Genomic DNA, 11,336 nt, shown 5'->3' with positions numbered 1-11,336 from the left:
CCCCGTCCCCCTCCGATCACGACGCGTCCGCCCGCTCCGGGCGGCGATCCGTCGGTTCACCGATCCGTCGTTCCGTTGATCCGTCGGTGGCCCGTTCCCCCGCCCCGGGCGGGGTCGGGGGATCATCCCATGCCGAACGCCCCCACGAACACGGATACGATGCATGGGCTCACGCGGTGGTCACCGGGGGCCCGTGGTCGGCCGGCGACCGCGCGGATCCGGCCGGCGATCCCGGCGGGGTGTCACCACGGGGGACCACGGGGAACCGGTCAACGATCAACGGGACGCGTCGGAACCGGCGCGCCGGCGGCGGGGAGGTCGCGATGGGGGCGGTGCGGACGACGGGCCGGACGAACGCCGGGCCGATGGCGCGGCTGTTCGCGCTCCTGGCGGTCACGGCGCTGTTGGTGAGCGGCTGCGTACGCGTGCACGGGGAGAACTCCGTGGTGCCCGCGACCACCCCACAGGAGGCGGCGGAGGCACTGGCCCGCTACGCCGCCATCGGCAACGAGGCCAACCCCGTCTACGACGCCGAACTGAACCCGGAGATCGACACCGGCCCCCTGGGGGAGATCAACCAGGCCGGTCACCGGGCCAGAAGCGCCGTGCACCCGGAGGGGAACCCCCGTTACCGGCCGCTGGACTTCACCGACGCGCGTTTCGCCATCCCCCGGCAGGCCGGATGGCCGAAATTCTTCCTCGCCGACGCGGAGAGCGGACGGGAGGGCGACGCGAACCGCTGGTTGCTGGTCTTCACCCGGAACTCGATCGAGGAGGAGTGGTGCGCCTCCTACCTGGCCGTGGTGCCCCCGGAGGAGGTCCCCGAACTCCTGGTGGACGGCGACGGCTGGGCCGAGGCGGTTCCGGTGGCCGGTGAGGCCGATCGGTTGAGTGGTGCCTACGCGGAGTTCCTCGCCCGGGGGTCGGGCTCCACCGACGGTGCTCCCGATGATGCCTCCGGGGGCGGGCCCATCGTCTTCGCGGAGGGGCGGCACACCACGGGGGAGGTGGAGCGCCGGGCCGAGGAGGGGACCCGTCCGGAGTTCGTGGTGCAGTACCGGGACCTGAAGGCGGAGGCCGCCGCCCACGCCCCGGTGGGGCTGCGCACCGTCGACGGCGGCGCGCTGGTCTTCTTCACCTCCCACCACCACGAGAAGAAGACCTGGGCCGAGGGCGAGACGCCCGTGGTGGACGAGTACGTGGAGGCGTTGATGGAGGGCACGGCCGAGCGCTCGGTGACCTCGGAGCGGCTGTCGATCCAGGCCGCCGCGGTGCCCGTCGAGGGCGGTCCGGTCCGGGTGCTCGCCCGGATCGCGATGACGGTCGGCGCGAAGGGCGGCTGAGGGCGCCGACGCCGTGAGGGCCGCGGCGCCGGGGTGGCGGCGAAGCCCGGATGACGGGCGGGTCAGCGGACCGGCCAGGCCCCGGCCGGGTGGTCGTCACGGTGCTGTTCGGCGTGGGCGGCGCAGGCGTCGGTGAGGGTGCCCAGCAGGGAGAGCGGATCGGGGAGCGGGTACTCGGGACCGCGCAGCCAGGTGACGGCGGGCGCGGCGGAGCCGGCCCCGATCGGCCCCGGCAGCCGGGCCGGCGGCACCAGGACGTAACTGCCCCGGCAGTGCCAGCGCAGCCCGGGGTGCTCGGCCATGGTCTCGGGGTGGCAGTCCAGCTCGCAGGGCCACCACTCGTCCTCGTCATCGGGCGTGCCCCGGGTGGCGGTGAAGAAGAGCATCCGCTCGTCCTGTTCGACCAGCGCCACCGGACCGACCTCCACGCCCGCGGCGGTGAGTCGTTCCAGGGCCGCGCGACCGGCCGCGAGAGGGACGTCCAGCACGTCGTGCACCCGGCCGGTGGCGGTGACGAAGTTCGCCTCCGGCTCGGCGCGGGACCAGTGCAGCACCCGACCCGAGTCGGTGCCGGCCTGGGTCTGCCAGGCCGGGGAGAGGGGGTGCCGGGCCGGGGTGGGGCAGCCGATGCGCTCGCAGGAACAGCCGTACCCGTCGGGGTGGGCCGCGGGTGCCAGCGGCAGTCCGGCGGCTGCGGCGGCGAGCAGCAGGTCCTCCCTGGCCCGGGCGGCGGCGTCCGCCCCGGCGGCGCGTCGGGCCGCACGGGACCGCATCCAGCGGGGCAAACCGCGCTCGCGTTTCATGGGCTGACTACCGCCTCACTTCTCCGAGGTCCGCGTGGCCGTTGTCCGACCATCCTGCCCTGTGCGCGACGGGAATGGGTAATCCGCAGGACGCCGAAAGGTCGAAAACGGTGACATGTTCGTCACACCGGTGTCATGCCGGTGGCATGATTCCGCCGCTTCATGACTCCACGGCGAACACTCTCCGAACACCTGGTGGACACCTCACGACCACCCGGTGGAGATCCCGTGGACGGCCGATGACCCGCGCCCGGCCGGACGGGACCCGCCGGGCGGGGGTGGGAGGCGCCGCTCACCCGTCGGCCCCGGGAGCCGCCTCTCCGCCGGTCGGTGGGAAGTCCGCCGCGTCGCCCCAGGTCGCGCGGCGTGCGGCCCGGTACGTCTCCCGGTCCCGGCGACTGACGGTCCGCTCCCGCAGCCCCTCGTCCCGGGTGCACAGGTCCAGCAGGACCAGTCCCTTGCGGACGCGCGGGCGCCGCACGATCCGGGCGGGGGCCGGAGCCGCGCCCGGGGGCAGCGGCGGACGCGCCGCCGCCACCCAGGAGTACTTCTCGTCCTCATGACCGAGCTCCCCGCCCTTGATCCGGCGGTGCAGCGCGGAACGGCCGATCCGGGCGGCGAAGTGGCACCAGTCGGCGCCGGGCACGATCGGGCACTCCCCGTCGTGCGGGCAGGGGGCGAGCAGGCGCATCCCGGCCCCGATCAACCGTTCCCGGGCCCGACGGATCCGGGCGAAGCCCTCGGGGGTGCCCGGCTCGACGAACACGGCGACCCGGCCCGCGGTCCCCGCGACGGCGTCCACCAGGGCGTCGCGGGTCTCCCCGGTCAACTCGCCCAGGACGTAGGAGACCGTGATCAGCTCGGCCGTCGGCAGTTCGAGTCCGGGCGCCAGGCGGGTCCGGCGCCACTCGGAGGCGCGCAGCCCCGGGGGCGCCCCGACGCCCCGGCTCAGCTCCCGACCCAGGTCCAGCGCGGGCCCGGCCCAGTCCAGGACGGTGATCGGGCGCCCGCCCGACCAGACCGCCTCGACGGCCCAGACCGCGGCGCCGGTGCCGCCGCCCACGTCCAGGTGGGAAGTGGGCGACCATCCCGGCAGTCGGGCCGCGAGGGCGCTCAACGCGGCGGAGGTCGCGCCGAAGGTGGCGGGCATCCGGTAGGCGGCGTAGGCGGCGGCGTCCGCGCGGTCCCGCAGGATCGGGGCGTCGGTGGGGGTGCGGCCCCGGTAGTGGTGGATCAGCCGCTCCACCGCCTCGGCGGTGCCGCGTTCGGGCAGGCCGTCCAGCAGCGTCTCCAGGGCGGCGCGCAGGCGGTCGGCGGGGGCTGGTGCGGTGGTGCCGTTCACCCGCCGATTCTACGGTCGGTCGATTCCCCGGCCCCGGCGGCGATCGCCCGGGCCAACCGATCGGCCGCCGCCGCCCGGAACCGGCTGTCGGGGCGGGAGGGTCGCACGGGGTGGACCGTGGTGGCCAGCAGGACCAGGAAGGCGTCCGTGGCCCGGTCCACGACCAGGGAGGTCCCGGTGAAGCCGGTGTGTCCGGCGGCGCCGCGCCCGGCGAGCGCTCCCATGAACCACGGTTGGTCGACCGCGAACGCGAGGCCCGGCGGGTCCAGCAGGAGACCGACCGAACGGGGGGCGAGGATCGGGCCGCCCCCCGCGAGCAGGGCTCGGCACAGCCGACCGAGGTCGGCCGCGGTGGAGAAGAGCCCGGCGTGCCCGGCGACGCCACCCAGGGCGAAGGCGTTCTCGTCGTGGACCGCGCCGCGCACCATCCCCCGGTCCAGCTTGGCCACCGGCCGCCGCTGGTCCTCGGTCGCCGCCGCGCCGGGCACCGGGCCGAAGCGGGTGCTACCCATGCCGAGGGGTTCGGTGACCCGCTCGCGGAGGAGGGCGTCGAGGCGGCGTCCGGTGACGCGCTCCAGCAGGACGCCCAGGGCGATGAGGTTGAGGTCGGAGTAGATCCGGACGGTGTCCGGCGGATGGAGCGGACTCTCCCGCCACAGCGGTTCCAGACGGCGGCCGGGCGGCGCGTCGTACAGCGGGAGTTCGGGGCGCAGGCCGGAGGTGTGGGCGAGCAGGTGCCGCACGGTGATCGACCCCTTGCCGGCCGCCCCGAACTCCGGCAGTCGATCGGCGACCCGGGTGTCCGGGGCGAGCTCTCCCTCCTCCATCAGACCGACTGCGAGGACCGCGGTGAACAGTTTGGTGAGGGAGGCCAGGTCGAAGGGGGTGTCGGGGCGCACCGGCTCCCACCGCTCGCGGGGGAGTTCGCGGTCCCGGTCGGCCCAGCGCACCGCCCATCCGGCGGCGTGGTGGAGGAGGTCGACCGGGCCGCGCCCGGCGAGCACCACCACCCCGCCGCAGCACGGGGGCTCCCCGCGCGGGAGGTCGTCCACCTCCCGGCGCAGGGCGTCCAGTTCAAGGGTCGGATCGCCGATTTCCTCCCCGGGCCCGGGGGTCAGGGAAGGTCGGCCGTCTTCCGGGGGGAGTTGCGCTGCCATGGGCGGCACAGTACGAAAAAGGAGACCGCGGCGATCACCGTGGTGGTCAACTGGACGACCGCCATGGGAACGGCGGTGTCCTCGCCCGCCACGCCGACCAGCGGCGAGGCGACGGCCCCGATGAAGAACTGCGCGGCGCCCAGCAGGGCGGAGGCCGAACCCGCCACGTGCGGGGTGCGCAGCAGCGCCTCGGAGTTGGAGTTCGGCAGCACCAGCGCCATCGCCGACATCAGTACGAAGAGCGCCACGGCCAGCGGGAGGAGGCCGACCTCCCCGAACACCCCGAGGGTCATCAGCAGCAGCGCCACCGAGGCCAGTCCGATGATCGCAAGGCCGACCACGATCACCGCGTTCAGCGACACCCGACCGACCAGGATCCGACCGTTGACCTGGCTCATGGCTATCAGCCCCATGGAGTTGACCATGAACAGCAGGCTGAAGGTCTGCGGCGAGGCCCCGTAGAGCTCCTGGACGACGAAGGGCGAGGCGGCGACGTAGGCGAACAGGGCGGCGAAGGCGAAGCTGCAGGTGAGCATATGGCCGAGGAAGAACCGATCGCGGCACAGCTCCCGCATGTCGCGCAGGGCGGGCCCGATGCCCCCGGAGGTGCGGCGCTCCGGCGGCAGTGTCTCGGGCAGCAGCCGGACGACGATCAGAACCAGGACCACGCCACCGACGGCGAGCAGGATGAACAGCCCGCGCCATGAGGTGAACCGCAACAGCTGACCGCCCACCACGGGCGCCAGGATCGGCGCCACCCCGGAGATCAGCAGGAGGGTGGAGAAGAACCGCGCCATGGCCAGGCCGTCGAACATGTCCCGGACGATCGCGCGGGCGATGACCACACCCGCCGCCCCGGCCAGGCCCTGAATGGTGCGGAAGACGATGAGCATTTCGATGGAGGTGGCGAAGGCGCAGGCCGCCGAGGCCGCGATGTAGCAGATCATGCCGGCGATCAGCGGTTTGCGGCGGCCGAGTTGGTCACTCATCGGGCCGGTGATCAGTTGGCCCAGTCCCAGGCCCAGGAGACAGGCCGTGAGGGTGAGCTGGACATTGGCCGCGCCGGTGTCCATCACCCCGCCGATCTCGGGGAGCGCGGGCAGGTAGAGGTCCATCGACAGCGGCGGCAGTGCAGTCAGGCCGCCGAGGATGAGGGTGATCAGGATCCCGGCGCGACGGCGCCGGGAGATGGGCGGGGAGAGTGGCGCGGTCGCCTTCTCCCCACCGGCCGGGAGGGCTCCGACGGCGATGTCGGGGATGGGATCGTGTTCGACGGTGGTGACACACGCGTCGGATGTGCGGACCGTCACGTCGGCGGCCGGGCCGGGCCGGCGGGAGGTGTCCCCGGGCGCCCCGGCGACGGGGCCGGGGGCGAACGGTTCGCGGTCGGGGTCGGGGTCGGTCTCGCGGAAGGGACCGGGCTGGGACATGCGCCTTCTCCGGATGTTTGCAGGAACCAGCCAATCATCCCATGACCATATGGGTGACGGCGGTGATTTTCGGGGCCCGGGCCCGGCGTCGGCGGCCGTGCCCCGAATGGCCCGGAATACCCCCGGTCGGCCGGTCGTTACCGACCACTATGAATCCCGACACCGGTCCCGACGCGTCCCTCGTCCACTCCCCGGACACCCCGCCCCACGGCGCCGAATCTCCCGGGTCTCCCGGCCATTCGGTGACGGGTGGGCGCGAGGTGCTGCACCTGACCGCCTTCTCCACCGACCCCGGGGGTGGCAACCCCGCCGGGGTGGTGTTCGACTCGGGCGACATGACCGACCCCGAACGGCAGGCCCTCGCCGCCCGACTGGGGTATTCCGAGACCGCCTTCCTCGCCCCGCCGCCGCCCGATCTCGACGCCCCGGCGGGACGCGGCTTCTCCCTGCGCTTCTTCAGCCCGCTCGCCGAGGTGCCGTTCTGCGGTCACGCCACCATCGCCTCCGCGGTCGCGACGGCGGAGCGGATGACCGGGGCCGGGCCGGCGCCCGGCGCGACCGGGACGGACGAGCCGGCGGACCCCGTGGAACTGGTCTTCGCCACCCCGGCGGGCGTGGTGCCGGTGACGGTCACCCGGGGGCCGGAGGGACCGGTCGCGACCCTGACCAGCGTCCCGGCCGAGGACTTCCCCGCGCCCGACGGTCTCGTGGCCGGCGTACTGGCCGCCCTGGGCTGGTCGGAGGGCGAGTTGGACCCCACCATCCCGCCCCGGATCGCCTTCGCCGGGGCCCGGCACCTGGTGCTGGCCGCCGCCGGGCGCGACCGGTTGGCGGACATCGGCTACGACACCGACCGCCTCACCCGGCTGATGCTCGCGCACGAGCTGACCACCGTGACCCTGGTGTGGCGGCCGGCCGCCGACACCCTGCTGGTGCGCAACCCCTTCCCGGTGGGCGGAGTGGTCGAGGACCCCGCGACCGGTGCCGCCGCGGCGGCGCTGGGCGGTTACCTGCGCTCGGCGGGACTGGTCCCCGGGGACGCCCGGCTGACCCTTCACCAGGGCGTGGAGATGGGTCGGCCCTCGGTGCTCTCGGTCGAACTCCGCGCCGGGGACCCGCGGGTCCGGGTGTCGGGGACCGCCGCCCGCATCCCGGCGCCCTGACGCCCTCCGGGCGCGGTCGTCCCCCGCGTCCCGGGGGTGCGCGTCCCTCGTACCGTTGACCCGGGCGACGGTGCGGCGGGAACGTATTCACGGCGGAACCCGCCTCCGTCCACCTTCCCGTCGCCCGCGGCGTGTCGGTGAATCGGTGTCATGAGAAGACACCCGTACCGACGGACCGCGCTGCGCCTCCTGAGCGTCCCCACGGCGTCCCTCCTGGTGCTGCTGCCCGGCGGTGGGGCCGCCCCCGCCGCCCCGCCACCGGGCGCGGGGGCGGAATTCCCGAGGACCGTCATCGACGCCCTGCTGGAGGACCCCCGCACGGCCGGCGCCCGGACCGCCGTCGTCGTCCGCGACGCCGACACCGGGGCGGTGCTGTACGACCGGAGCGGCCGGGACCACCTGACCCCCGCGCAGACCCTGATGATCGCGACCTCCGCCGCCGCTCTGGAGCGCCTCGGCCCCCGCCACGAGGCACAGGCGCCTTACCGCTGGCGCACCGAGGTCGTGGAGACCGGTGGCGCCACGCCCGGCACCGTCGACCTCGTGCTGCGCGGACACGGCGACCCCACCACGACCGTCTCCGATTACCGGGACCTCGCCGAGCAGGTCGCGGACGTCGGGATCACCACCGTCACCGGGGACCTCGTGATCGCCTCCGGCGCCTTCGGCAGCCTCTTCTCCCCCGACCGGTACGGCACCGGTTGGACCGTGGACGACCTCGGCACACCCTCCGGCGCCCCCGTCTCGGAGTTGACGCTCTCCCCCGACCCGGTCCCCGGGGAGGGCGGCGTCCGGTACCTCACCAACACGGTGCGGCTCACCGTCGAGGCGGGGGTCGACGGGTGGTCACCGCCGACGGTGACGATCCACCCGGCCTCCCCGGCCGTCCCGGTGGACCCGCGCGCGATCACCTCCTCCGAAACCCGGACGGTCACGTACCGGAACCCCGGGGACGGCACGCTCGTGGTGGACGGGTGGATGGCCCCGGGCGCCGATCCGGTCGTGACCCACCTGCCGGTACCGGACCCGCACCGCCACGTGGGCGAGGTGTTCGCCGCCGCTCTCACCGACGCGGGGGTGGAGGTCCTCGGTGACCTGCGGGTCGACGAGGAGGTGCACGGGTACCTCGATCCGGTGGCCGACCACTCCTCCCCGCCGATCACCGAGATGGCACGCCACCTGCTGCGCCATCCCAACGCCCCGCACGCCGAGGCGTGGTTGCGGAGCCTCGGTCGGGAACACACCGGGGTCGGCACCGCGGAGCAGGGCCTGACGGTGATGGCGGGGGCCCTGGCCGACCTCGGCCTCGCGGAGCCCATCCCCCGGCAGGCGGACGGGTCGGGACTGTCGCGGGACAACCTGGTCGAGGCGCACGGGCTCACCGATGTCCTGCTGGGCGTGCGGGACGCTTTCTGGTACCCGGCGTGGCGGGACGCGCTGCCGACCGCCTGCGCCGCCGACGGGGCCCTGGCCGAACGGCTCTGCGAGGGGCCGGCGGCCGGCGTCACCCGGGCGGTTCCCGGTGAACTACCCGGCGTCGAGGGCCTGGTGGGGTACACCACCGACGCCGGTGGACGGGAGCTGGCCTTCGCCGTCCTGCTGAACGGGGTGCGGGAGCAGGACGCCGCACGGGAGGTGGTGGATTCGCTCGTCACCGCCCTGGCCGGGGGCGGGACGACCCCGCCGAAGCCCGACCCGGGGAAACCGGGGAAACCGGGTGGTCCCGGCGGTCCGCGTGAGGCCGAGGCCGTCTCCCACACCCCGACCGTCCGGATCACCGCCGCCCGGCCCGTCCGGCGCGGGGAGCGCTGATCCGCCGGGGTGGGGGCCCGCCGCGCGACGGGCCCCCGCCCCGGCGGCGGTTCCGCCCGGCGCCGGCCGTGGGGGCCGTGTCAGGAGCCCCGCGGCGACAGCGCGGCGCGGACGTCCATCAGGGCGAATCCCAGCAGGTTGGCCCCGCACCAGGCCGCGGGCGAACCGGCGGCCGGATCATCGGCCGTGAGCCCGATGCCCCACACCCGGTCCAGGGGACTCGCCTCCACCAGCACCCGGTGCCGGGTGCCGAGGAGGTAGGAACGCAGGTCGGCCCGGGCCCCGAACTTCGCGAGGTTGCCGCGCACCACGATCCCCCGGCGCCGGCGTTGCCACTCCTCCTCGTCGAATCCCCGGACCCCACGCCCCAGCCGCTTGGCCTCGCCGGGGTGCCGGGCGGCCAGGACGCGCTCCGCCGTCTCCCCGTCACCGAAGAGCCACGCCTTGTGGGCCATCATGTGGTGTTCGGCGGTGGGGAAGGTGTGGCCGTCCGCCGTGAACGGCGCCTCCCACCACTGGCTGAGGCAGGCCGGACCCGGCGTGTCGTCGGTGCAGGGGCGGTAGTCCCCGGAAGAACCCCAGAAAAAGAGGAAGCGCAGGTGGCGCCCCTGGCGTTCGGCGGCCTCCGCCTCCTCCCGGGTCGCCGGCAGTCGCGGCACGTCGCCCGGGCGTGCCCGTTCCGTCCCCTCGGCTCGACCCATCGCCACCGCCCCGTTCCCCGTCTCCGGTCCCGGTCGGTCCCGCGAACCGGCCGCCGCACATCCTGCCGGCCGACCATCCGGCGGACCCAACGGTTTTCCGGCGGCCCGGGCCGGGCCGCCGGCGCGTCAGGCGTCGCGGCCGGAGGGCAGCCGCAGGGCCAGCAGGGCCACGTCGTCCGGGTGGTGGTCGACCAGCAGACCGGCGAGCAGTTCGTCGCAGAACACCGGCAGCGACTCGCGGGCCAGGGCCGCCGCGTGCTGGCGCAGGCGGGTCAGCCCCAGGTCGATGTTCTCCCCCCGACGCTCGACCAACCCGTCGGTGAACAGCACCAGCGTCGAACGGGCGGGCAGGCGATCGGTGGTGCTGGGGCGGACGTTTCCGGAGGCGACACCCAGCATCATGCCCCGTCCGCCCTCCAGGTAGCGGGTGTCGCCCTCGGGGCCGACCAGCAGCGGCGGCGGGTGGCCGGCCGCGGAGTGGTGGAGTTCCCACGGCCCCTCCACGGGGCCGCTCAGGTACGCGTACAGACAGGTCGCGGTGGTGCGGGACACGGTGTGATGGGCCACGTCGAGGCGCCCGAGGATCTTCCCCGGCGGTTCCTGGCGGTCACAGGCGATACCGCGCAGCATGTTGCGCAACTGGCTCATCGCGATGGCGGCGCGCATGTCGTGGCCGGTCACGTCGCCGATGATCAGGGCCGTGTTGCCGGTGGGCAGCACGAAGCAGTCGTACCAGTCACCGCCGATCTCGGCGGCCTCGGCCCGCGCGGGGGCGTACCGCGCCTCCAGCCGCAGACGGTCCACCTGCGGGAGGTCGGGGAGCAGGGCGCGTTGGAACTGTTCGGCGGTGTACCGCACCTCGCGGTGCAGACGGGCGTTGTCGACCGCCAGAGCGATCCGATGGGCCAAATCGTCCACCAGTTCGAGATGGTCGCGGTCGAAGGGTCGTTCACGTTCGTCCGTTCGGGCGAGGGTGAGGGCGCCGAGGACACGGCGCCGGGCCCGCAGCGGGGCCACCACGGCCGACCCGGCGGGCACCCGGCCCAGCAGTTCCGGGGAACCCACCGACGGCGGGTCGGTGGGTTCCGGCGGGTCCGTGACCAGCAGGGGACCGGCGCCGCGCAGTACCCGGGCCGCCGGTCCTGCCGCGCTCCGGGGCGGCGGGGACAGCGGCCCGGTGGTCACCCCGGCCGGGAGGGCGTCCGGGTCGTGGTGCAGCACCGCCACCCGGCTCAGACCGTGCCCGTCCTCGCCGTCCGGGTCCTCGAACAGATCCACGGCACACCACTCGGCGAGTTGGGGGACGAGGATGTGGCACACCCGGCGCAGTGCCTCGGCCGCGTCGAGGGTGCTTCCCATGGCCGTGGTGACCTCGGCGAGGAGCGCGAGCCGGCTCAGCGCACCCTCCAGGACGTCGTCCAGATCGTGGGCGTCCACCGCGCCTCCTCCGGGGAGCCGTCCTCCTCCCGGCCCGATGCCGGGACCTCCACCCTGCCTCTTTCCGGGCCGGACCGCCCACCGGTGGGTCGGGAAGGGGACCTCTCGGGCTCCCTCCCGTGGGCCGAGGGAGGCGGGACGTCGGGGC

Annotated in this window: 9 protein-coding genes; 3 read left to right on the top strand and 6 right to left on the bottom strand. The window is 74.7% G+C overall.

What is annotated here, in order from left to right:
- Window positions 1-365: 365 nt before the first annotated feature.
- On the top strand, window positions 366-1,343 hold the full coding sequence (locus tag FNQ90_RS04020; RefSeq protein ID WP_182604994.1) for a hypothetical protein: 978 nt from the start codon (window positions 366-368) through the stop codon (window positions 1,341-1,343).
- Window positions 1,344-1,405: 62 nt separating this feature from the next.
- On the opposite strand, the gene FNQ90_RS04015 is transcribed toward FNQ90_RS04020, so the two are convergent.
- The 4 genes from FNQ90_RS04015 to FNQ90_RS04000 form a co-directional block, all read right to left on the bottom strand.
- Entirely contained in the window at window positions 1,406-2,146 is a 741-nt protein-coding gene (locus tag FNQ90_RS04015; RefSeq protein WP_182604993.1) for a bifunctional DNA primase/polymerase, read from the bottom strand.
- Window positions 2,147-2,438: 292 nt separating this feature from the next.
- The gene (locus FNQ90_RS04010) at window positions 2,439-3,488 is read right to left on the bottom strand and encodes a small ribosomal subunit Rsm22 family protein (RefSeq protein ID WP_182604992.1); all 1,050 of its coding nucleotides are present in this window, start codon (window positions 3,486-3,488) and stop codon (window positions 2,439-2,441) included.
- The gene (locus FNQ90_RS04005) at window positions 3,485-4,645 is read right to left on the bottom strand and encodes a serine hydrolase domain-containing protein (protein WP_182604991.1); all 1,161 of its coding nucleotides are present in this window, start codon (window positions 4,643-4,645) and stop codon (window positions 3,485-3,487) included. Before FNQ90_RS04005 ends, FNQ90_RS04010 begins: the two co-directional genes overlap by 4 nt.
- Window positions 4,603-6,075, bottom strand: a complete 1,473-nt coding sequence (locus FNQ90_RS04000; protein WP_182604990.1) for a multidrug effflux MFS transporter — start codon at window positions 6,073-6,075, stop codon at window positions 4,603-4,605. The genes FNQ90_RS04005 and FNQ90_RS04000 overlap by 43 nt, the downstream gene beginning before the upstream one ends.
- A 260-nt stretch (window positions 6,076-6,335) precedes the next feature.
- Here FNQ90_RS04000 and FNQ90_RS03995 point away from each other — a divergent pair, with 260 nt between their 5' ends.
- Together FNQ90_RS03995 and dacB are read left to right on the top strand one after the other, a co-directional pair.
- A complete protein-coding gene (locus FNQ90_RS03995) occupies window positions 6,336-7,238 on the top strand; it encodes a PhzF family phenazine biosynthesis protein (protein WP_323379768.1) in 903 nt (300 codons plus the stop codon).
- Window positions 7,239-7,388: 150 nt separating this feature from the next.
- Window positions 7,389-9,050, top strand: a complete 1,662-nt coding sequence (gene dacB, locus FNQ90_RS03990; protein ID WP_182604988.1) for a D-alanyl-D-alanine carboxypeptidase/D-alanyl-D-alanine endopeptidase — start codon at window positions 7,389-7,391, stop codon at window positions 9,048-9,050.
- An 80-nt stretch (window positions 9,051-9,130) separates the two neighbouring features.
- On the opposite strand, the gene FNQ90_RS03985 is transcribed toward dacB, so the two are convergent.
- Both FNQ90_RS03985 and FNQ90_RS03980 read right to left on the bottom strand, forming a co-directional pair.
- Window positions 9,131-9,751 (bottom strand): NADAR family protein, encoded by a 621-nt coding sequence (locus tag FNQ90_RS03985; protein WP_182604995.1) that lies wholly within the window; start codon window positions 9,749-9,751, stop codon window positions 9,131-9,133.
- A 126-nt stretch (window positions 9,752-9,877) separates the two neighbouring features.
- Window positions 9,878-11,188, bottom strand: a complete 1,311-nt coding sequence (locus FNQ90_RS03980; RefSeq protein WP_182604987.1) for a PP2C family protein-serine/threonine phosphatase — start codon at window positions 11,186-11,188, stop codon at window positions 9,878-9,880.
- Window positions 11,189-11,336 lie beyond the last annotated feature (148 nt).

The organism is Streptomyces alkaliphilus (assembly GCF_014141535.1).
Classification (GTDB): domain Bacteria; phylum Actinomycetota; class Actinomycetes; order Streptomycetales; family Streptomycetaceae; genus Streptomyces; species Streptomyces alkaliphilus.
This window is presented reverse-complemented; position numbering and strand designations above follow the sequence as displayed.

Coding starts and splice junctions, on each gene's coding strand:
- FNQ90_RS04020 (WP_182604994.1), top strand. CDS start 366: ATGGCGCGGCTGTTCGCGCTCCTGGCGGTCACGGCGCTGTTGGTGAGC.
- FNQ90_RS04000 (WP_182604990.1), bottom strand. CDS start 6,075: ATGTCCCAGCCCGGTCCCTTCCGCGAGACCGACCCCGACCCCGACCGC.
- FNQ90_RS03985 (WP_182604995.1), bottom strand. CDS start 9,751: ATGGGTCGAGCCGAGGGGACGGAACGGGCACGCCCGGGCGACGTGCCG.
- dacB (WP_182604988.1), top strand. CDS start 7,389: ATGAGAAGACACCCGTACCGACGGACCGCGCTGCGCCTCCTGAGCGTC.
- FNQ90_RS04005 (WP_182604991.1), bottom strand. CDS start 4,645: ATGGCAGCGCAACTCCCCCCGGAAGACGGCCGACCTTCCCTGACCCCC.
- FNQ90_RS04015 (WP_182604993.1), bottom strand. CDS start 2,146: ATGAAACGCGAGCGCGGTTTGCCCCGCTGGATGCGGTCCCGTGCGGCC.